This is a genomic window from Thermomonas fusca, from assembly GCF_005862345.1.
GTDB classification, from domain to species: domain Bacteria; phylum Pseudomonadota; class Gammaproteobacteria; order Xanthomonadales; family Xanthomonadaceae; genus Thermomonas; species Thermomonas fusca.
In genome coordinates this window covers 169,752-191,646 of record NZ_SROY01000003.1, presented here as the reverse complement: position 1 = coordinate 191,646, position 21,895 = coordinate 169,752, and the positions used below count along the sequence as shown (strand labels likewise).

The 21,895-nt window shown below is 68.6% G+C and carries 17 protein-coding genes; 1 reads left to right on the top strand and 16 read right to left on the bottom strand.

The window, feature by feature from the left end:
- Positions 1–3 precede the first annotated feature (3 nt).
- The 16 genes from tilS to E5S66_RS08720 form a co-directional block, all read right to left on the bottom strand.
- Positions 4–1,320, bottom strand: a complete 1,317-nt coding sequence (gene tilS / locus E5S66_RS08795) for a tRNA lysidine(34) synthetase TilS (protein WP_138348881.1) — start codon at positions 1,318–1,320, stop codon at positions 4–6.
- A gap of 55 nt (positions 1,321–1,375) precedes the next feature.
- Entirely contained in the window at positions 1,376–2,338 is a 963-nt protein-coding gene (locus tag E5S66_RS08790) for an acetyl-CoA carboxylase carboxyltransferase subunit alpha (RefSeq protein ID WP_138348880.1), read from the bottom strand.
- 93 nt (positions 2,339–2,431) lie between these two features.
- Positions 2,432–6,010 (bottom strand): DNA polymerase III subunit alpha, encoded by a 3,579-nt coding sequence (gene dnaE / locus E5S66_RS08785; protein ID WP_138348879.1) that lies wholly within the window; start codon positions 6,008–6,010, stop codon positions 2,432–2,434.
- A gap of 83 nt (positions 6,011–6,093) precedes the next feature.
- Positions 6,094–6,711 (bottom strand): ribonuclease HII, encoded by a 618-nt coding sequence (locus E5S66_RS08780; RefSeq protein ID WP_138348878.1) that lies wholly within the window; start codon positions 6,709–6,711, stop codon positions 6,094–6,096.
- The gene (lpxB, locus tag E5S66_RS08775) at positions 6,708–7,847 is read right to left on the bottom strand and encodes a lipid-A-disaccharide synthase (RefSeq protein ID WP_138348877.1); all 1,140 of its coding nucleotides are present in this window, start codon (positions 7,845–7,847) and stop codon (positions 6,708–6,710) included. Before lpxB ends, E5S66_RS08780 begins: the two co-directional genes overlap by 4 nt.
- 256 nt (positions 7,848–8,103) lie before the next feature.
- Positions 8,104–8,898: an acyl-ACP--UDP-N-acetylglucosamine O-acyltransferase gene (gene lpxA / locus E5S66_RS08770; RefSeq protein WP_138348876.1), complete on the bottom strand. Its 795-nt coding sequence runs from the start codon at positions 8,896–8,898 to the stop codon at positions 8,104–8,106.
- 16 nt (positions 8,899–8,914) lie between these two features.
- Positions 8,915–9,382, bottom strand: coding sequence for a 3-hydroxyacyl-ACP dehydratase FabZ (gene fabZ, locus E5S66_RS08765; RefSeq protein ID WP_138348875.1), 468 nt, complete (start codon positions 9,380–9,382; stop codon positions 8,915–8,917).
- Positions 9,379–10,398: a UDP-3-O-(3-hydroxymyristoyl)glucosamine N-acyltransferase gene (gene lpxD / locus E5S66_RS08760; protein WP_138348874.1), complete on the bottom strand. Its 1,020-nt coding sequence runs from the start codon at positions 10,396–10,398 to the stop codon at positions 9,379–9,381. Before lpxD ends, fabZ begins: the two co-directional genes overlap by 4 nt.
- Positions 10,399–10,411: 13 nt before the next feature.
- A complete protein-coding gene (bamA, locus tag E5S66_RS08755) occupies positions 10,412–12,877 on the bottom strand; it encodes an outer membrane protein assembly factor BamA (RefSeq protein ID WP_138348873.1) in 2,466 nt (821 codons plus the stop codon).
- A gap of 97 nt (positions 12,878–12,974) precedes the next feature.
- Positions 12,975–14,333, bottom strand: a complete 1,359-nt coding sequence (gene rseP, locus E5S66_RS08750) for an RIP metalloprotease RseP (protein WP_138348872.1) — start codon at positions 14,331–14,333, stop codon at positions 12,975–12,977.
- Positions 14,330–15,508, bottom strand: coding sequence for a 1-deoxy-D-xylulose-5-phosphate reductoisomerase (gene dxr, locus E5S66_RS08745; protein ID WP_425472195.1), 1,179 nt, complete (start codon positions 15,506–15,508; stop codon positions 14,330–14,332). Before dxr ends, rseP begins: the two co-directional genes overlap by 4 nt.
- 2 nt (positions 15,509–15,510) lie before the next feature.
- Positions 15,511–16,362: a phosphatidate cytidylyltransferase gene (locus E5S66_RS08740; protein WP_028839012.1), complete on the bottom strand. Its 852-nt coding sequence runs from the start codon at positions 16,360–16,362 to the stop codon at positions 15,511–15,513.
- Complete coding sequence (uppS, locus tag E5S66_RS08735) at positions 16,359–17,144, bottom strand: polyprenyl diphosphate synthase (protein ID WP_425472194.1); 786 nt, start codon at positions 17,142–17,144, stop codon at positions 16,359–16,361. Before uppS ends, E5S66_RS08740 begins: the two co-directional genes overlap by 4 nt.
- Positions 17,145–17,193: 49 nt before the next feature.
- Positions 17,194–17,751: a ribosome recycling factor gene (gene frr / locus E5S66_RS08730; RefSeq protein ID WP_028839014.1), complete on the bottom strand. Its 558-nt coding sequence runs from the start codon at positions 17,749–17,751 to the stop codon at positions 17,194–17,196.
- Between the two features lie 65 nt (positions 17,752–17,816).
- Entirely contained in the window at positions 17,817–18,539 is a 723-nt protein-coding gene (gene pyrH, locus E5S66_RS08725; RefSeq protein WP_138348871.1) for a UMP kinase, read from the bottom strand.
- A gap of 76 nt (positions 18,540–18,615) precedes the next feature.
- A complete protein-coding gene (locus E5S66_RS08720) occupies positions 18,616–20,103 on the bottom strand; it encodes a GGDEF domain-containing protein (RefSeq protein WP_138348870.1) in 1,488 nt (495 codons plus the stop codon).
- 292 nt (positions 20,104–20,395) lie between these two features.
- Here E5S66_RS08720 and E5S66_RS08715 point away from each other — a divergent pair, with 292 nt between their 5' ends.
- Positions 20,396–21,031 (top strand): lysoplasmalogenase family protein, encoded by a 636-nt coding sequence (locus E5S66_RS08715; protein WP_138348869.1) that lies wholly within the window; start codon positions 20,396–20,398, stop codon positions 21,029–21,031.
- The last annotated feature ends 864 nt before the right edge of the window (positions 21,032–21,895 follow it).

Sequence of the window (21,895 nt, the reverse complement as noted above, 5' to 3'; positions counted from 1 at the left end):
AGTTTACGCCAGCGCGGCCGCGCCACTCTCCCCATCCGTATCGGGAGCAGGGGAAAGCTGCTGCAGCTGCGCATCCCGCGCCGCGAGCCATGCCGCCAGTGGTGCGGACACGATGGCATCGCCCGCTGCCAGCAGCCTGCCGTCGGGGTCGGACAGCAGCGGCAGGTGCGCGCGCTGCCACGGCGGCATGCCGCTGTCCTGCAGCACGTGCTTGAGCGCATGCGAATGGCTGCGGCCCGGCAACACGATGCGTTCGCCGCCTTGCCGCGCATGCACGCGCAGCGGCGCGTCGAAGCCTGCTGCGTGCACCAGCTGCAGGCGTCCGCCGCCCGGCAACACAAGTGCCGCGCGGCCATCCCATGACTGGCTCCAGCCGGCGGGCAGCGGTTCGTGCAGCACGTCCGCGTGCAGCAGCCCGCGCCAGCGCCAGACGCGCGCGCCCTGCCAGTCGAAGCGCGGGCTGGCGTCGTGGCGCGCGGCCAGCAGTTCGCGCTCGATCCGGGCAATGCCGTTGCCGGGTAGCGGCGGCAGCCGCAAATCCGCGATCCAGCGGCGCAGCACGCGCGCCCGGCGCGCGGCTGGCAGCGCATGCAGCTGCGGAACCAGCAGCGTCCGCAGGTCGCGACGCGCGGTGGCAAGCGCCGCTGCGTCTTCGGCGTCCAGCAGCTCGCCGGCCTGCGCGCATAGCGCGGCGCTGCGGGCGAAGCTGGCGGCGGCGTCCGGCCAGCGCTGGCGCAGCAGCGGCAGCACCGCGTTGCGCAGGAAGTTGCGGTCGAAGTCGGTGTTGGCGTTGGCGGGGTCGTCGAGCCAGTGCAGGCGCTGCGACGTGGCGTAGTCGTGCAGCGTCGTGCGCGCAACGTCCAGCAGCGGCCGCCACAACCAGCCGTGCGCGTGGCGACGCCACCGCCGCATCGCCGCCAGCCCGTCGCTGCCGGCGCCGCGCAGTGCGCGCAGCAGGAAGGTTTCGGCCTGATCGTCGCGATGATGGGCGAGGGTCAGGATTTCGTCTTCGCCCAGCGCTGCGGCAAAGGCGGCGTGGCGGGCAACGCGGGCGGCGCCTTCGATGCCGAGTCCGGCGGTCAGGTCGACTTCGACGCGGACGATTTCCAGCGGCACATCCAGCGCGTCGCAGGCGCGCCGGCAAAGCGCGGCCCAGGCGTCGGCCTCCGGGTGCAGGCCGTGGTGGACATGCAGCGCGCGCAGCCCGCGCTGGCGGATGCCTTCGTCCGCCGCAAGCAGGTGCAGCAACACGGTGGAATCCAGGCCGCCGCTGAAACCCAGCAGGATCGGGGACGGCAGTGGCGGGGCGGGCAGGCGCATGCCGCAAGTGTAGGGCCGCGCCTGCGCGGCGGGCGGCCGGCGCCGCGTTGCGGAATCAGGAGGCGAGGTCGTAGGCGCCGAGGGCCCGCAGGCGGCGGTATCGGCGTTCCAGCAGCTCTTCTGCCGGCAGGCCTTCCAGTGCGTCCAGCTCGCGCAGCAACACCGCCTTCAGGCGCTTGGCCATCTGCACCGGATTGCGGTGGGCGCCACCGGTTGGTTCGCGCACCACCTTGTCCACCAACCCGAGCCCGTGCAGGCGCCTGGCGGTCATGCCCAGCTGTTCCGCGGCGTCCTTGGCCTTGGCGGAATCGCGCCACAGGATCGAGGCGCAGCCTTCCGGGGTGATGACCGAATAGGTGCTGTATTCCAGCATGATCGTGCGGTCGCCCACGCCGATCGCCAATGCGCCGCCGCTGCCGCCTTCGCCGATCACCGTGCACACGATCGGCACGCGCAGCTCGGCCATTTCCAGCAGGTTGCGGGCAATCGCCTCGGACTGGCCGCGCTCTTCCGCGTCGATGCCGGGCCAGGCGCCGGCGGTATCGATGAAGGTGAGGACGGGCAGGTCGAAGCGCTCCGCCATCTTCATCAGCCGCAGCGCCTTGCGGTAGCCCTCAGGCTTGGGCATGCCGAAGTTGCGGCGGACCTTGGTCTTGGTGTCGCGGCCCTTCTCGTGGCCGATCACCATCAGCGGGCGGCCGTCGATGCGGGCCAGGCCGCCGACGATGGCCTGGTCATCGGCAAACGCGCGATCGCCGGCCAGTTCCTGGAACTCGTCGCAGATCACCCGCAGGTAATCCAGCGTGTAGGGCCGCTGCGGGTGGCGCGACAGCTGCGACACCTGCCACGGGGTGAGGTCGCGGAAGATCGTCGCGGTGCGCTTGCGCAGCTTGTCCCGCAGCGCCTGCACTTCCTTGTCGATGTTGAGCGCCGGGCCGTTGCTGGCCTGTCGCAGTTCCTGGATCTTGGTTTCCAGGTCGGCGATCGGCTGCTCGAAGTCGAGGTAATTCGGATTCATCCTGCGGAGTTTATCCCAGCGGGGTCGCCGTACCGAACCGGACGGTGCTGCCGTCCCTGCTCGCGGAGCAGGGGGAGAAGGCGGCCGCTGGCGTCATTCGGACTTTGGCGTTGCCCACGGCCGCGCCAGCTGCACCTGCACCGTGCCGACGCCCGGCAGGCTGCGCAGCAGGCCGGGCAGGCTGGCGTCCACCTGCAGGCCGCGACCGCCGCCGAGGGTCAGCCGGCCGATGCCGGCGACGGTGGTGGCTTCCAGCAGCACCGGGGTCGGCCCGGCGTGGGCCTTCAGCACGTGTTCCAGCTGCTGCTGCGCGCCGGCCACGCGCAGGTCGATGCGGATGGAAATGCGCTGCGCCTGCTGGCCGCAGATCTGCGCGAAATCCCAGCAACGGCCGGCGCGCAGCGAATAGCCGCCGTTGAATTCGTCCTCGCGCAGGCCGCCCTCGACCACCAGGATGCGGTCGCGGGTGAGCAGCGGGGCGAATTCCTGCCACTGCTCGTTGAAGAAGCCGCATTCGATCCGGCCGCGGCCGTCCTCCAGCTGCACGAAGGCCTGCGATTCGCCGCGCTTGCGCATGCCGATCACCTGGCCAGCCACCACCGTCTGCACCATCGGGCGCCAGCTGCGGCCTTCCTGCGGGCGGCTGTTGCGCGCGGCGCGTTCCCAGATTTCCGCCAGTGCCGACAGGTCGTGGCCGACCAGCTTCTGCACGTCGTCGCGGTAAGGGTCCATCGGATGGCCGCTGAGGTAGTGGCCCAGCGTGTCGTGTTCGCCCTGCAGCAGCTGCGCCAGCGGCCACTCGGTGGTTTCCGGCAGTTCAATCCGGATGTCGCTGCTGCCGCCGCTGCCGAACATGTCGAACATGCCGGCTTCGCGGTTCTTCGCCATCTGGTCGGTGGCTTTCATCGCCTCCGGCAGCTGCAGCATCAGGGAGGCGCGGTTGACCGCCAGCGCATCCATCGCACCGGCGTGGATCAGCGCTTCCAGCGTGCGTTTGTTGAGGCCGGCGGCGGAGACGCGCTGGCAGAAGTCGAGCAGGTCGCGGAACACGCCGTCGCCATTGCGGGCGGTGACGATGGCCTCGCAGACGCCCTGGCCCACGCCCTTCACCGCGCCGAGGCCATAGCGGATGGTGTCCGGGGTGGTGGCATCGAACATGTAGCTGGACGCGTTGACGTCCGGCGGCAGCACGGTCAGGCCGAGGCCGCGCGCCTCATCCAGGAAGGCCACCACCTTGTCGGTCTTGTCCATGTCGCTGGACAGGGTGGCGGCCATGAACTCGGCCGGGTAATGCTGCTTCAGCCAGGCGGTCTGGTAGGCGACCAGCGAGTACGCGGCGGCGTGCGACTTGTTGAAGCCGTAGCCGGCGAACTTCTCCATCAGGTCGAAGATTTCGTCGGCCTTGGCCGCGCTGACATCGCCCTTGGCCGCGCCCTCGCGGAAGATCTCGCGGTGCTTGGCCATTTCGGCCGGCACCTTCTTGCCCATCGCACGGCGCAGCAGGTCGGCGCCGCCCAGCGAGTAGCCGCCGACGATCTGCGCCATCTGCATGACCTGCTCCTGGTAGACCATGATGCCGTAGGTCTCCTGCAGCATGGCCCGGGTGCGCGGGTCGGGGTACTCGAACGTCTCGGTGCCGTGCTTGCGCGCCACGAACGACGGGATCATCTCCATCGGGCCGGGGCGGTACAGCGCGTTCAGCGCGATCAGGTCCTCGAAGCGATCCGGCTTCGCGTCCTTCAGCGCGCGGCGCATGCCGGAGGATTCGAACTGGAACACCGAGCCGGTGTTGCCGTTGGCGAACACGTTGCGATAGACGCTGGCGTCGTCGAGCGGGATCGTGGCGATATCGACCGGTTCGGCGCCATCCTTCGCGCGGCGCACGTTGATCGCCTTCACCGCCCAGTCGATGATGGTCAGCGTGCGCAGGCCGAGGAAGTCGAACTTCACCAGCCCCACCGCTTCCACGTCGTCCTTGTCGAACTGGGTGACCGGGTTCTTGCCCAGCGTGCCGTGGTCGTGTTCGGCGTACAGCGGGCAGAAATCCGACAGCGGCGTCGGCGCGATCACCACGCCGCCGGCGTGCTTGCCGGCGTTGCGGGTGAGGTCCTCCAGCTGCAGCGCCAGGTCGATCAGGTCGCGGACGTCGTCCTCGCTCTCGTAGCGCTGGATCAGCTCGGGCGATGCCATTTCGCCGTCCATCCCGCCCTTGCCCTGGCCCATCGCATCCTTCAGCGATATGCCGAGGATGTTGGGGATCAGCTTGGCGATCCCGTCCACCATGCCGTAGCCGAAGCCGAGCACGCGGCCGGTGTCGCGCAGCACCGCCTTGGCGGCCATGGTGCCGTAGGTGATGATCTGCGAAACGCGCTCGCGCCCGTACTTGCGGGCGACGTAGTCGATGACTTCGTCGCGCCGGTCCATGCAGAAGTCGATGTCGAAGTCGGGCATCGACACGCGTTCCGGGTTGAGGAAGCGTTCGAACAGCAGGTTGTACGGCAGCGGGTCGAGGTCGGTGATCTGCAGCGCCCACGCCACCAGCGAGCCGGCGCCGGAACCGCGGCCGGGCCCGATCGGGATGCCCTGGTTCTTGCCCCACTGGATGAAGTCGGCCACGATCAGGAAGTAGCCTGGGAAGCCCATCTTGATGATGGTGTCCAGCTCGAATTCCAGCCGCGCCTCGTAGTCCTCGCGGGTCTTGCCGGGTGCCAGGGGATTTTTCTGCAGCCGTGCTTCCAGGCCGCGGCGGGCTTCGCTGCGGATCCAGCTGTCCAGCGTCTCGTCGGACGGCACCGGATAGGCCGGCAGGAAGTAGGTGCCCAGCTTCAGCTGCAGGTTGCAGCGCTGCGCCAGCGCCACCGTGTTGTCCAGCGCGTCAGGCACGTCGGCGAACAGCGCGACCATTTCCTCGGTCGAGCGCAGGTACTGCTGGGCGCTGTAGTCGCGCGGGCGGCGCGGATCTTCCAGCACCCGGCCGCTGGAGATGCACACCCGCGCCTCGTGCGCGCCGAAGCCGGCGGCATCGAGGAAGCGCACGTCGTTGCTGGCCACCACCGGCAGGCCGAGCTTGCCGGAGGCGTGCAGGGCGAACTGGTTGAACGCTTCTTCGCCGTCGCGGCCGGTGCGGGTCAGCTCCAGATGCAGGCCATCGCCGAATACCCGCCGCCATTCCGCCAGCTGCGCCTCCGCGACGTCATGGCGATTGGCCTGCACCAGCCGCCCGGCCAGGCTGGTGCGGCCAGCGATCGCGAACAGGCCGGCATGGTCGTCGCGCAGCCATTCCGGATCGATCGCCACGCAGTCGCCGCGCTGGCCTTCCAGCCAGGCGCGGCTGAGCAGGCGCGACAGGCTGAGGTAGCCGTCCTGGTCGCGGCACAGCAGGGTGAGTTGCGAAGGCGCATCGCCGCCGTCGGCGACCAGCACGTCGGCACCGGCGATGGGCTTGATGCCCACGCTTTCCGCGGCCTTGTAGAACTTGACCAGCGCGAACAGGTTGTTGCGGTCGGTGACCGCCAGCGCCGGCAGCTGCAGTTCCACCGCACGGCTGAGCAGGTTGGGCCGGTCGCCGGCTTTTTCCGGCCGCGCATAGTCCGGCTTCTCGGGCACGCGGATGGTGGAATCCGCGAGCGAGAATTCGGTGTGCAGGTGCAGGTGGACGAAACGTGCGGGCATCGCGTGGTCGCGGTGTTGAAGCCGCAGGTTAGGGCCCGCAGCGGAGGCGGGCAAGGCTTGACAGTACGCGATCCGTGCGTGACTCAGGCTGGCTGCGGCAAACCCGGCAGTTCCGCCTGCAGCGGCATGGGTTCCAGCGCCGCACGCACCGGCGCATAGCTGCGCCGATGTTGCGGGCAGGGGCCGTGCGCCTGCAGTGCCGCCAGATGCAGCGGGCTGGGGTAACCCTTGTGGCGGTCGAAGCCGTATTGCGGATAGTGGGCGTGCAGCTCGCGCATGCGCGCATCGCGCGTGACCTTGGCAAGGATCGAGGCGGCCATGATGCTGCGGTCGCGGGCGTCGCCGCCGATCCACGCCTCGGCCGGGCAGGGCAGGTCCTTCGGCAGGCGGTTGCCGTCGATGCGCGCGCAGTCGGCGACGTGGGCCACACCCAGCAGCGCCTCGCGCATGCCGTGCATGGTGGCCTGGAAGATGTTGCGGCGGTCGATCTCGTCGGCTTCGACAAACACGATTTTCCACGCCAGCGCGCGTTCGAGGATGCGCGGGTAGAGCAGCTCGCGCTTCTTTTCGGTCAGCGCCTTGGAGTCGTCGAGCCCGTTCACCGGGGTGCGGCCCGGCGCGAACACCACCGCGGCCACCACCACCGGCCCGGCCAGCGGGCCGCGCCCGGCCTCGTCGATGCCGGCAACGCGCAGGTTCATGGCTGCCGCAGGAGCTGCGCCACCGCCTCGGCGGCGCGCGCCGAGGCGTCGCGGCGCAGGGTTTCGTGGATGGCGAGGAAGCGCGGCTGCAGCGCTGCCACCGCCTCTTCGTCGCGGAACCAGCGCAGCAGCGCGGCGTGCAGGTTGTCCGGCGTGCAGTCGTCCTGCAGCAGCTCCGGAATCAGCGCCTCGCCGGCCAGCACGTTGGGCAGGCTGACGTGGGCGGACTTGAGCATGCCGAACAGCCGGACGATGCGGTAGGTCAGCGGCGCGATGCGGTGGCCCACCACCATCGGCCGCTTGCACAGCATCGCCTCCAGCGCGGCGGTGCCGGAGGCCAGCAGCACCGCGTCGCTGGCGATCACGATCCGCTGCGCCTGGCCGTCGATGACACGGAACGCCGGCGCATCGCCCAGGATCGCATCGATGGCGGTGCGGCACTGCGCATTCGCCGCGGGCACCAGCACGCGCAGGCCGGGGACATCCGCGGCAAGCCGGCGCGCGGCTTCGGCAAAGTCGGGCAGCATGCGCCGGATCTCGCCCAGCCGGCTGCCGGGCAACAGGGCCAGGATCGGCGCAGCGCTGGATTCGCCCAGCGCGGCGCGGGCACCGGCGCGATCGGGCTGCAGCGCAATGGCGTCGGCCAGCGGGTGGCCGATGAAGGCGGCATCGACGCCGTGCCGGGCGTAGATCGGCGGCTCCATCGGGAACAGGCAGAGCACGCGGTCGGCGCTTTCGCCGATCTTCAGCGCGCGGTTCTCGCGCCAAGCCCAGACCGAGGGGCTGACGTCGTGCACGGTGCGCACGCCGCGCTGCTTCAGCCAGCGCTCCACGCCGAGGTTGAAGTCCGGTGCGTCGATGCCGATGAACACGTCGGGCTTCCAATCCAGCACGCGCCGGCGGAACGCCTTGCGCAGCTTGAGCAGGCGTGGCAGGTGCGCCAGCACTTCCGTCAGCCCCATCACCGCCAGTTCGCTGGCATCGAACCAGGTGTCCATGCCCGCCGCGCGCATGGCATCGCCGCCGATGCCGGCGAACTGCGCATCCGGGAAGCGTTCGCGCAGCGCTTCGATCAGCCCGGCACCGAGCTGGTCGCCGGAGGTCTCGCCGGCGCAGAGGGCGATGCGCGTTGTCATGGTCTTGGTTGCTTCTGGGGCGCGCCGTTGCGGGGGCAGCGGTGTATCCCGAGTCGCTCCCCGATACTCGCTTTGTCGGGACACACCGCTGCCCCCGCAACGGCGCTGGTTGTGTCGCGAATTGCAGCGTTGTGCGTTCTTGTCGCTTGCGATGAAATCGGGTCGCGCCTGTGGTGGCGGCGGGCTCCAACAAAGCGAATCACGTGGAGCGACTTGGAGTCCGCCCCCGCCGCAGGCGCGACGAAGCCGATGATGTTCACCGCAGCAGCGGCCGCTCGCCCGCGTCGATGAAATCGAGGAAAGCGCGTACGTCTTCGCTGCCTGCGGCGATCTCCGCCAGCTCGAGCTTGGCTTCGTCCAATTTCGCCTCGCCCATGTACAGCGCGCGGTAGGCACGCTTGATCGCGGCCACGCGGCCGGCGTCGAAGCCGCGCCGCTTCAGCCCTTCCGCATTGATCCCGCGCGGGCGTGCGTATTTTTCCTGCGCGATCATCAGGAACGGGGGCACGTCGCCGTTGACGAAGGCCCCCATGCCGATGAACGCGTGGTCGCCGACCCGGCAGAACTGGTGGACGCCGGAAAACCCGCTCAGGATCACGTGGCTGCCGACGGTGACATGGCCGGCCAGGGTGGCGTTGTTGGAGAACACGCAATCGTCGCCGACGATGCAGTCGTGGGCGATGTGGCTGTAGGCGAGGATCCAGTTGCGGTTGCCGATGCGGGTCAGGCCGCCGCCTTCGCCGGTGCCGCGATTGATGGTGACGAATTCGCGGATCGAATTGCCGTCGCCGATCTCCAGCGCCACCCGCTCGCCGCGGTACTTCTTGTCCTGCGGATCGCCGCCGATCGCGGCATGGCCGTGGAACACGTTGTCGCGGCCGATCCGGGTGGGGCCCTCGATCAGGCAGTGCGGGCCGATGCGGGTGTTGTCGCCCACCTCCACCTCGGCGCCGATCACCGCATAGGCACCAATCTGCACGCCCGCACCGATCCGCGCGCGCGGGTCGATCACGGCGGTGGGGTGGATGGCGCTGGCGTCGTGGCTGCTCATCGTTGCTGCCGCAGGTTCAGTCGCGCGATGCCGCGCACAGGATTTCGGCGCAGGCGACCTGCTCGCCATCGACTCGTGCCACGCCCACGTACTGGGCCATGTTGCGGATACGGCGCTTGAGCTCGACGTCGAGCTCGAGGCGGTCGCCGGGCACCACCATCCGGCTGAACTTGGCGTTGTCCACCTTCACCAGGTAGAAGGTTTCCGCCTGCGGATCGCCGGCCGCGTTGGACAACTGGGTCAGCAGCCCACCGGCCTGCGCCAGCGCCTCCACCACCAGCACGCCGGGCATCACCGGCTTGCCGGGGAAATGGCCCTGGAAGAACGGCTCGTTGATGCTGACGTTCTTGTACGCCAGCACGCGCTTGTTCGGCTCCAGCTCCACCACCCGGTCCACCAGCAGGAACGGATAGCGGTGGGGCAGCAGGCGCTGGATGTCGGCGATGGTGGCGGGCAGCGCCGGCGTTGCGGAAGTGTCGGTCATTCGGTGTCCTTCGCGTCGCCGGGACTGCGCCGGGCGATGCGGTCAAGTTGCTTGAAGCGGGCGGCGCTCTTGCGCCAGCTGCGATTGTCCATCAACGGCGTGCCGGAAGAATACTCGCCCGGCTCGCGGATCGAATGGGTGACCAGCGACATCGCGGTGATCACCACCCGGTCGCAGACCTCCAGATGGCCGAGGATGCCGGCACCGCCGCCAACCAGGCAGTGGCGGCCGATTCTGGCGCTGCCGGCCACCGCGGCGCAGCCGGCCATGGCGGTATGCGCGCCGATCCGCACGTTGTGGCCGATCTGGATCTGGTTGTCGAGGCGCACGTCTTCTTCCAGCACGGTATCGCCCAGCGCGCCGCGGTCGATGGTGGTGTTGGCGCCGATTTCGCAGTCATCACCGACCACCACGCCGCCCAGCTGCGGCACGTTGATCCAGCGTCCGGCTTCCATCGCCATGCCGAAGCCGGCCGCGCCCAGCACGGCGCCAGGCAGGATGCGCACGCGTTTGCCGAGGCGTACCCGCGTCCACAGGGTCACCCTTGCCTGCAGCTCGCAATCCTCGCCGACTTCGCAATCCTCGCCGACCAAGCAGCCGGGGCCGATGATCGCGCCGGCGTCGATCCTGCTGCGCGCGCCGATGCTGACGTGCGGGCCGATGCTGGCGCCGGGATCGACCTGCGCGGTGGCATCCACCGCCGCGGTGGGATGGATGCCGGACGCGTGCACCGGCCGCGGCTCGAACAGCGCGGCGATGCGCGCGAACGCGACGTAAGGGTCGCGTGCCAGCAGTGCCGTGCCGGTGCAGGCATCGGCGTCGTCGGCGCGCAACACCACCACGCCGGCGCGGGTCTGCGCCAGTTGGCTGCGATAACGCGGATTGGCCAGAAAGCCCAGCTGTGACGGCGAGGCATCGGCCAGGGTGCCGACGCCCGCCACCGTACGGTCTTGCCCGCGCAGCTCCAGGCCGAAGCGCGCGGCGAGCTCGGCGGCGGTGAACGTCGGCATGTTCATGCCGGCGTTGCCGTCAGAGCTGGCCGCCGAAGTTGAACTGCAACCGCTCGATCTGGTCACCGTCCTTCTTGCGCAGCGGCAGTGCGTAGCTGATCGACAGCGGCCCCATCGGCGAGCGCCACAGCAGCGCCACGCCGGCCGAAGCACGCAGTTCGCCGGCATCGAAGTTGTCCCAGCCGTTGTAGACGTTGCCGACGTCCAGGAACGCAGACACGCGCGCCGACGGGCTGTCGAACAGCTTCGGGAAGATCGCTTCCACCGAACCGGCCAGCAGCACCGAGCCACCCAACGGCTGGCGGTAGCCGAAGCTGGAGGTGTAGACCGGGCCGAGGGTGTTGTCCATGAAGCCGCGTACCCGCCCGCTGGAGGCAATGCCGCCGGCGTAGAAGTTCTCGAAGAACGGCAGGCCGCTGGCCTGGACCGACTTGACGTAGTCCGGCGAGGTGGCCAGGCAGGGATCCGTGCCGACCGGGCCGGGCACCCAGGTGTCGCCCTTGCCGTCGTTGTTGGTGTCGACCAGCGTGGGCGCGGTGAAGCAGATATTGCGGTTGTACTCCTTGCCGTAGGAATCGCCGTAGCCGAGGTTCAGCGCGGTCTTGACCACCAGCGCCGGATGCAGCGGCCAGTACTTGGAGATGTCGTACTGCAGCTTGAAGTACTCCACCGTGGAGCCCGGCAGAGCGACCTCGGCGGACAGGCTCTGGGTGCCGCCCACCACCGGGGTGAAATAGTTGTTGCGGGTGTCGCGGCCCCAGCTCACCTGCGCGCGCCAGCTGTGGAAAGTGCGCTGGCCAACCGCGTTGACGTAGTCGACCAGCGGTTGCGGGGTCGAACCTTCGAACGCCAGGATCTCGTTGCTGTCGAGGCCGACCATCAACGAGATCGAGTCACTCTCGCTCAGCGGCAGCCCCATGAACACCTGGAAGGAGCCGCTGTTGGTGGAATAGGAGGCGACGTTGAAGCTGGAGTAGTCGAACTCGCGCCACCACAGGTTGTAGCCCAGCGACATGCCGTCGTCGGTGAAATAGGGATTCACGTACGAGAAGTCGTAGCGCTTCTGGTAGTCGCTGCGGGTGATCGCGGTGGAGACGCGGTTGCCGGTGCCGAGGAAGTTGTTCTCCTGCAGCTGCAGCGACAGGTTCAGGCCGGACAGCTGCGAATAGCCGACGCCGGCCGAAATGCTGCCGGACGTGGTTTCCTTGACCGTGTAGACCACGTCCACCTGGTCGTCGGTGCCGGCCACCGGTTCGCTGTCGACGCTGACTTCCTCGAAGTAGCCGAGCCGGTCCAGGCGCACCTTGCCGCGATCGATCGCCGCCTGCGAATACCAGCTGCCCTCGAACTGGCGCATTTCGCGGCGCAGCACCGGGTCGGCGGTGCGGGTATTGCCCTTGAACACGATCCGGCGCACGTTCACGCGCGGGCCGGGCTGGACCTGGAAGTCGACCGCCACGGTGCGCTTGTCGCGGTCGATGCTCGGCACCGGGTTGACCCGGGCGAAGGCGTAGCCGATGTTGGAAAGGCGCGCGGTGATCGCGTTGGTGGCCATTTCCAGCAGCCCGCGCGAAAAAACGTTGCCGGGCCTGATGAAGCTGACGATGGTTTCGACCTCGGACTTCGGCAGCACCGTGTCTCCGGACACCGAGATGTCGGCGAAATTGTAGGCCTCGCCCTCGGTCATGCCGGCGGTGATGAACATGTCCTTGCGGTCGCCGCTGATCGCCACCTGGGTGGAATCCAGGCTGAAGTCGACGAAGCCGCGGTCCAGGTACCAGGAGTTCAGCTTCTCGATGTCGCCGGACAGCTTCTCGCGCGAATACTGGTCGTCGCGCTTGTACCAGCTCATCCAGTTGCTGGTATGCGACTCCCAGCCCTTGGTGATGTCCTCTTCCTCATACCTCTCGTTGCCGATGAGGTTGATGTGGCGGATCTTGGCCGCCTTGCCTTCCTTGACGTTGATGGTCAGGTTGATGCGGTTGCGGTCCAGCCGCTCCACCGACGGGCTGATCTGCACGCCGTACTTGCCGCGGTTGTTGTACTGGCGGGTCAGCTCCTGGGTGACGCGATCCAGGTTGAGCGGGTTGTAGGTTTCGCCCTCGGCCAGGCCGATGTCCTTCAGGCCCTTGGTGAGGTCCTCGGTCTTGAGGTCCTTGTTGCCGGACAGGGTCAGCTTGTTGATCGCCGGCCGCTCGACCACGCTGATCACCAGGATGCCGCCCTGGCGATCCAGCCGCACGTCCTCGAAGAAGCCGGTCTTGTAGAGGGCGCGCAGCGCCTCCGCGGCCTTGCCCTGGTCGAGGGTGTCGCCGCGTTCCACCGGCAGGTAGGTGAACACGGTGCCGGCGCCGATGCGCTGCAGGCCGTCGATGCGGATGTCGCTGACCGTGAAGGGCGCGAGCGCCGTCTGCGCCAGCGCCGGCAGCGAAAGCGCCGAGGCAAGGGCAAGGGTAAGCAGGCGGCGGTGCATGGGTCGGGTCATTCGGAACATCCTGTTGAGCTGCCTGGTCCGGCGTTGCAGTATCGCAGCGCCCTGTTGCGGGGAATGCGGCGGCGCGGGCAGCGCCAACCGGGGGGGGTCACGACATCAGGTGCAGGATGTCGTTGTAGAAGGCCAGTCCCATCAGCCCTGCGATCATCGCAAGGCCGATGTAATGGCCGACAGCCATGGCCCGCTCGCCCACGGGGCGGCGGATGACAAGCTCGATAAGGTAATACAGCAGGTGACCCCCGTCCAAGACGGGGATCGGAAGCAGGTTGATCAAGGCCAGGCTGACCGACAACAGGGCCAGGAAGTTCAGGAACCAGGCCGGGCCGCGGGCGGCGAAGTCGTTGGCGGCGCGGGCGATGGTCAGCGGGCCGGATACGGTGTTCTGCACCGACACCCGGCCGGTGAAGGCGCGGCCGATCATGTCCACCAGCTGGCGGGCCTGGAAGCCGGTCTCGCGCGCGGCGGCGGGGATCGCCGCCAGCAGCCCGTAGCGCAGGGTGGCGTCGTGCGGCGCCGGGCCGAGGGCGGTGTTGCCGACGCCGAGGATCCAGCGCGGCTGGCCGTCGTCGCCGGCCATGCGCTGCGGGGTCAGCTCCAGCGCCAGCCGCTCGCCGTCGCGTTCGACCTCGACCATGCCCGGCACCCCGCGCGCGCCCAGCCGGGCCACCAGCGGGGCGATGTCCTCGAAACTGGCTACCGGATGGGCGTCGATGGCGGTGATGCGGTCGCCTTCGGCCAGCACGCCCCAGGCCGGCGTGCCCTCGCGCACGCTGCCGACCAGCGCCGGCAGCAGCAGGTGGCGGGGGACCAGGCCGATCTCGCCGATCGCGCGCAGTTCGTCCGCCTGCGCCGGCAGCTTCTGCAGCGGCAGCGAGCGGATGGCGGTGCCGCCGTCCTCGCGCTGGATCCGCAGCGGCACCGACTGGCGATCCAGCGCGGCCACCGACAGCGCCATGCTCAGCTCGCTCCAGGTGGGTGTTTCGCGTTCGCCCACCGCCAGGATGCGGTCGCCCGGCTGCAGCCCGGCCTGCGCGGCGATGCCATTGGCGCTGCCGACCACCGGCGCGTAATCGGGACGGCCGATCACCAGCATCGCCCACAGCAGGCCGAAGGCCAGCAGCAGGTTGGCCAGCGGCCCGGCAGCCACGATGGCGATGCGCCGCCATACCGACGCGCGGTTGAACGCGCGATCCAGCTCGTGCGCGGCGACATCGCCCTCGCGTTCGTCCAGCATCTTCACGTAGCCGCCCAGCGGGATCGCGGCGATGACGTACTCGGTGCCGTCCTTGCCGATTTTCGACCACAGCGGTTTGCCAAAGCCCACCGAGAAGCGGAGCACCTTCACCCCGCAGCGGCGGGCGACCCAGAAATGGCCGAACTCGTGGAAAGTGACCAACACCCCCAGCGCGACCAGCAACCACCACACCGAGCCGAAGAAATCGCTCATGCGCGGCCCCCGTGCGCCGGCAGCGCGGCGATGCGCGCGCGCGCAGCAGCGCGGGCACCGGCGTCGGCGGCCAGCAGCGCATCAATCGAATCGGCGGACTGTGGCGGCATGGCGTCGAGGGTGGCGGCAACCGTATCGGGGATGCCCAGAAAACCGATCCGGCCCTGAAGGAAGGCTGAAACCGCTTCCTCGTTGGCGGCGTTGAGCACTGCCGGCGCGGTGCCGCCCGCAGCCAGCGCCCCGAATGCCAGCGCCAGGCAGGGGAAGGCGTCCAGGTCCGGTGCCTCGAACTCCAGCTTGCCGCCCTGCGCCAGCAGATCCAGCGGGCCGACCCCGGAGGCGATCCGCCGCGGCCAGCCCAGGCCCACTGCCAGGGCGGTGCGCATGTCCGGCAGACCGAGCTGGGCGAGGCTGCTGCCGTCGGCGAAATCGACCAGCGAATGCACCAGCGACTGCGGATGCACCAGCACGCGGATGGCGTCGCCGGGCACGCCGAACAGGTGGTGGGCTTCGATCACTTCCAGCCCCTTGTTCATCAGGCTGGCGGAATCGACCGAGATCTTCGGCCCCATCGACCACTTCGGGTGCGCCACCGCCTGCGCCGGAGTCACGGAGGCGAGCGCGGCGCGGCTCCAGCCGCGGAACGGGCCACCGGAGGCGGTCAGGGTGATCCGCGCCGGCGCGTTGCCGTCGGCCAGGCACTGGAAGATGGCGTTGTGCTCGCTGTCGATCGGGACGATGGTGGCGCCGCCCCGGCGGGCTTCGCGCATCAGCAGCTCGCCGGCCAGCACCAGCGATTCCTTGTTGGCCAGCAGCAGGCGTTTGCCGGCGCGGGCAGCGGCAAGCGTGGAGGGCAGGCCGGCGGCGCCGACGATCGCGGCGACCACGGTATCGCAGGCATCGCCGGCGACCAGAGACTCCAGTGCTTCGCCGCCGGCATGTGCCTGGGTGGCCAGCCCGGCTTCGCGCAGGCCGTCGCGCAGCGCGGCATAGCCGGCCGGGTCGGCGATCACCGCATGTTCGGGGCGGTGCGCCAGGCACAGCGCCAGCAGCGCGTCGACCCTGCTGCCGGCCGCCACCACGCTGGCGCGCATCGCATCCGGATGGCGCGCAATCACGTCCAGCGCGGAGGTGCCGATCGAACCGGTGGCACCGAGCACCGCTACCCGCTGCATGTTCAGAACCCCAGCCAGATCTTGGCCAGCGCGAATACCGGCAGCGCCGCCAGCACGCTGTCGACGCGATCCAGCACGCCGCCGTGGCCGGGGATCAGGGTGCCGGAGTCCTTCGCGCCGACGTGGCGCTTGAGCAGGCTTTCGAACAGATCGCCGGCTACCGAGAACACCACCGTGACCGCCGCTGCCAGCGCCACCGCCGGCAACTGGCTGGCCTTGGCGCCAATCAGCAGCGCGCCGATGATCGCCACCAGCATCGCCAGGCCGACGCCGCCGGCGACGCCTTCCAGGGTCTTGTTCGGGCTGATCCGCGGCGCCAGCCTGCGCCCGCCGAACCATTGCCCGCCGAATTTGCGGCCGGTGAAGTAGGCGCCGCTGTCGGCCGCCCAGACCAGCAGGAGCGCCAGCAGCAGCCAGCGATGGCCGTTGGGCTGGCTGGCATGGATCACCGCCAGCGCGCACCAGGCCGGGACCACCGCGGCGGTGCCGGCGGCGAGCTTGAATACCCGCGCGTTGCCGTCGTGGCGGGAAGCGAAGTCGTAATGGCGCAGCCACAGCAATGCCAGCAGCCACCAGGCCACCCCCAGCACCACGGTCAGCTGGAACAGCGGCAATGCGCCGGGATGCTGCGAGCGCGAGCCCCAGACCAGTGCCACCATCAGCGCCAGGTTGCAGGCCAGCAGGATGCTGCGCGCCAGCGCGTCCTCGATGTCGGCCAGCTTCAGCCATTCCCACAGCGCCGCCAGGAACACCAGCGCGCTGAGCAGCATCAGCCAGCCGGTGGGCAACAGCAGGACGGCGCCGATGACGGCCGGTGCCATGACCAGGGCGGCCAGAATGCGGGTCTTGGTCACATCGTTTCTCCAGGGGCGGGTTGCCCGAGCTGGGCGCTGGTCAGGCCGAAGCGGCGTTCGCGGCGGGCGTAGTCGTCCAGCGCGGACTGCAGCAACGTGGCGTCGACATCGGGCCACAGGGCGTCGGTGAACCAGAGTTCGGTATAGGCCAGCTGCCAGAGCAGAAAATTGCTGATCCGCACTTCGCCGCCGGTGCGGATGAACAGGTCGGGGGCGGGCAGGTCGGCCAGCGCCACGCGCGCGCCCAGCGCGTCCTCGTCGATCTGATCCGGACGCAGGCGGCCGGCGGCCACCTCCTCGGCCAGTGCGCGTGCGGCGGCAGCGATGTCCTGGCGGCCGCCATAGCTGGCGGCGATGTTCAGTTGCAGGCGGGTATTGCCGGCGCTCAGGGTTTCCGCTGCCTGCATGCGGGCGAGGATTGCGCCGTCGAAACGGCTGCGCTCGCCGATGAAGCGCAACCGCGCGCCCAGCCGGTGCAGTTCCTCGACCTCGCGCTCCAGTGCGCCGAGGAACAGCTTCATCAGCCCGCCCACTTCCTCGGCCGGGCGGTTCCAGTTTTCGCTGGAAAACGCGAACAGGGTCAGCGCACCGATCCCGCGCTCCAGGCAGAACTCCACGCTGCGCTTGACCGCGCGCGCGCCGGCACGATGGCCGATCAGGCGCGGGCGGTGGCGCTGCTGCGCCCAGCGGCCGTTGCCGTCCATGATGACGGCAAGGTGCCGCGGCACGCCGGCGGCTGCGGGCAGCCCCGCGTGCGCAAGCGGGTCGGCCGTGCCGTTCAACGGGACGGCCTGGTCACGGGCGGGGCATTGCGGTCGCCTGCCACGTCGCTCAAACCGACATCAGCTCGACTTCCTTCGCCTTGATCACGTCGTCCACGTCCTTGATCGCGGCGTCGGTGATCTTCTGGATCTCGGCCTCGGTGCGCGCGCTCTCGTCCTCGGTGATCTGCTTGTCCTTCAGCAGTTCCTTGACCTGGTGGTTGGCGTCGCGACGGATGTTGCGGACGGCGATCTTGGCGTCCTCGCCTTCGCTGTGCACGACCTTGGTCAGGTCGCGGCGGCGTTCTTCGGTCAGCGCCGGGATGTTCAGGCGGATGGTGGTGCCGGCGGTGTTCGGGGTCAGGCCCAGGTCGGAGGCGAGCAGGGCCTTTTCCACCGCGCCCACCATCTGCTTTTCCCACGGGGTGATGACGATGGAGCGGGCGTCGGCGACCGAGACGCTGGCGACCTGCGACAGCGGCATCTCGGAGCCGTAGTAGTTGACCTTGATGCTGTCGACCAGGCCGGCGTTGGCGCGACCGGTGCGGACCTTGACCAGGGCGTGGCGCAGCGCCTCGATGCTCTTGGCCATGCGGGCCTGGGCGTCTTTCTTGATCTCGTTCAACATGCGGCGCTCCGGAGGTGTTCTGCAAACCCGCGATTATAAGCGGGGCCGGTACCGCCGGGCGCGGCTCAGTCGCGGGCGCGGACCAGGGTGCCGATCGGTTCGCCGCGGAGGATCCGCAGCAGCACGCCGGGCTCGGCCATGTCGAAGATGCGCAGCGGCAGGCGGGCATCCCGGCACAGCGCGAAGGCGGCGGTGTCCATGACCTGCAGGTTGCGCGAAATCACCTCGTCGTAGGTCAGGGTGTCCAGCTTGACCGCATCGGGATGCTTCTTCGGGTCCTTGTCATAGACGCCGTCGACCTTGGTCGCCTTCAGCAGCAGGTCCGCGCCGATCTCGATCGCGCGCAGGGCGGCGCCGGAGTCGGTGGTGAAGAACGGGTTGCCGGTGCCGGCCGCGAAGATGACCAGCCGACGCTTTTCCAGATGGCGGATGGCACGGCGGCGGATGTAGTCCTCGCACACGTCGTTGACCTTCAGCGCGCTCATCACCCGCGCCTTGCCGCCGAGTTTTTCCAGCGCATCCTGCATCGCCAGCGCGTTGATCACCGTCGCCAGCATGCCCATGTGGTCGCCGGTCACCCGGTCCATCCCGCCTGCGGCCAGGCCGGCGCCGCGGAAGATGTTGCCGCCGCCGATCACCAGCGCGATTTCGGCACCGGCATCGCTGGCTTCGATGACCTCGCGCGCCAGCCTGTTCAACACCTTGGGGTCGATGCCGTAGTCCTCGTCCCCCATCAGCGCCTCGCCGGACAGCTTCAGCAGGACGCGGCGGTAAGCGAGATTGGACATGGAGGCCTCGGGCAATGGAAAACCCGAGGATTCTAGCGGAAACGGCGCGCCGGCTCAGCCGCGCACGGGCCCGCGGTCACGCGCCGTGCAGGCGGACGCGGTTGCGGCCTTCGCGTTTGGCGCCATAGAGGACGTCGTCGGCGGCCTGCAGCAGTTCGTGGACGCTGTTGAAGCGGTTTTCCGGCTCCCCGTTGTGGGTGGCGATGCCGGCGGAGAAGGTGGTGAACACGGGCTGACCGTCGACAATGGCCATGGGCGTGCGCGAAACCTCTTCCAGCAACCGCTGCAGCACCTGCCGCGCGGAGGATTCGCTGGAATAGTTGAGCACCAGCAGGAATTCCTCGCCGCCGTAGCGGGCGATCAGGTCGGTGCTGCGCAGGGTGCGCTGCACGGTCTGGGCGAACTGGCGGAGCACCTGGTCGCCGACCAGATGGCCGAACCGGTCGTTGATCTTCTTGAAATCGTCCAGGTCCAACAGCGCCACGGTGAGCGGATGCACGCCGGCGGCGGCGAACTCCTGCTCCAGCACCTCTTCCATGTGCAGGCGGTTGTAGACGCCGGTCAGCGGATCGCGGCGCGCCTGCTCGCTCAGCTGGCGCATGCGCTCTTCGGTGATCCGGGCTTCCTGGTGCGACTGCGAGGCATCCTGGATCTGCCGCAGGTTGCGCAGGATCAGCAGTTCCCGCGCCTCGTCCGAGATGGCCTGCAGGTGCGAGGGCTGGTCGATCCGCACCTCGAACAGGGTGCTGATTTCCGGCAGCGAGACCGCGAGCTGCGAAAGCACCTCTTCCAGTACTTCCTTGCCGCGGCCGATGCTCGATTCGATGCGGGCGCAGGCAAGTTCGCGCGCGACTTCGGCCGCCTCGGGCGGCGCCAACCACAGGTCGGCAATGGCGCCGGAGGCCTGGATGCAGCGCAGGAAGGGGTCTTCGGCGTCGGCCAGCTCGCTGGCGGCGATGGCTTCCGCCAGATAGTCGGGCAGGTTCCACCTGCGCGCCAGCCAGGCGCCGACGTCGGCGTGGTCGGCGTCGAAACGCTCGCGCTCCAGTGCCAGCAGGGTGGCGTTGTCCTCCGTGCCGGCGCACAGCGCGGCGTATTCCTCCGGCATGGCCTGCAGCAGCGCCAGCCTGCCGATGTCCTGCAGCAGCCCCGCCAGCATCAGGGTTTCGGCGCGTTTCAGGCTGGTCTGCTGTCCCAGTTGCCGGGCGGCCATCGCCGCCAGTACGCTGCGCCGCCAGATTCGTTCCTGCAGCTCGGCGGTGCCGTTGTGGCCGCGCAGGCCGTGGATCAGGGAAAACCCCAGCGCAAGGCTCAAGGTGGCGTTGAGGCCCAGCATCGCCATGGCCTGGGTGAGCGTGTCGATGCGCCGGCGGGTGGCGTAAAGAGGCGAATTGGCGACCCGCAACAGGCGCGCGCTCAGCGCCGGATCGACGCCGATCAACTGCGCAGCCGCGCCCAGGGTGGCATTGGGGTCCTGCGCAAGCGCGATGATCTGCATCGCGACGCTTGGCGGCGACGGCAGGTTGCGGCAGTGCAGGAGAGTGATTTCGAGTTCCGTTCGCATCGTGCTTGGATTGGATTCCAGATCCCCAGTATGCGGGTGAATGGTGACTGCGGTAAGTCGGGGCGAAATCAGCGGCGGTGCGTGACCGCACCGGCAGGGAATCCGCGCGCTGGATCGTCTACCGTTGCGGTTCTTTGTCCGCGCCGGCTGTGGTGCCGGACGGGCGTTGGCCGCGCATCCCGGCGGGCAGACCGGCGCCGTGGCCGGCGCGAATCATCCATTGGAGAGAAATGACGCCTTCGTTCGTGCCATCGCCAGCGCCGCCTGTCCATCGCCGGGTACGGGGACGGCCATGAATGCCGTCGTCCCGCTGACCGGTATTTGCTTGCTCGCGGTTGCGGTGCTGGTCTGGGCGGAATTCCGCCGGTCGCAGCCGGTTCGCGCGCTGACCAAGCTGGTTGCCAGCAGCGCCTTCGTCGCCATCGCCTGGCAGCTGGACGCCGCGGCCAGTCGCCACGGCCGTTGGTTGCTGGCCGCATTCGCCTTGAGCTGGGTGGGCGACGCGCTGCTGCTGTCCGCGCGCAGCCGTGTGTTCCTGGTCGGCCTGTTCGCCTTCCTGGCCGCGCATGTCGCGTTCGCCGGTGCGTTCCTGATCCTGCCGCAGCGCATGCCGGCGCTATGGGCTGCGGTCGTGGCGTTGGCTGCCAGCGGCCTGTTGATGCTGCGCTGGCTGTGGCCGCACCTGAAGCCGGTCTACCGGCCGGCGGTGACCGCCTACGTTGCGGCGTTGGTGGCGATGGCGGCGCCAGCGATCTCGGCAACCGCTGCTGGCGGCGACTGGCGCTACGCGGCCGGTGCGCTGGCGTTCGCCGCCTCCGATGTTGCCGTCGCCCGCAACCGTTTCGTTGCGCCCGGGCCGGCGAACAAGGCGTGCGGACTGCCGCTGTATTACGCGGCGCAGGTCATGTTCGCGCTGTCGCTGGGATGAGGGTGGCCCGGCGGTCGCCGGGCGATCCCTGGATCCCGAGAATCCGTGCCGACGTCCATGGGTGGCTGCGGAAAAATCTCCGCCGACGTTCTGGCTCCGCCGGAAAAAACTAAGGGCCGCCGAAGCGACCCTGAGTCATTGAAATATTTGGCGCCCGAAGTTGGACTCGAACCAACGACCCCCTGATTAACAGCTGTCCCGGATAACCCTACAACCCGCATCCTGCAAGGCTCGCCAACAGTCCGGGACTGCCTAAATCAGCCAATTTCAGCCGCTGCTGGCTACGATCTGGCTACGCTGCTATGTGTCGTGAAATCTAAGCCCTGAGCGCATGTCACCGCTTAGGGGCCAAATGCAAGCGGATTTTTCAGGTTTTTGGCGTTGACTTCGTTTAGAGCGCTGGCTATGGTCGTTTCAGCCAATCCACTAGATCTAGTGGTTGATCTCGTGGAACAAGCGCGCAATTAGTGTTTCACGTTGTGGAACGGAGTGCGAAATAGCCGAAACCGCTCCCCAAGCGTGAAATGATGATGCGTCGGCAAAAGAAAACCCCGCCACTGTGGGCGGGGCTTCGGTAGTACCGATCTTTCAAAATCTAAAGCAGTCATTCAGATGGGGCGGTACGCGCCAACGTACCGCTACATCCGGCCCGGGATAGACGGAGGCCTAAGAGGCGATCCGCACTACACCAGATTTGGAGCAATGACAAGAGTCCTGAGAGCGGACCTTTGTATCCTATAAGACTGTTAGCGGGATGCCTAGTGACTTAGGTCCCACAATTGTCAAACGGCTTGCTTCATCTCTTCCGGTCTGTTGCGCCTCTTAACGAGGTCGACAACATGGCTATCAGCAACAAGACAGTGT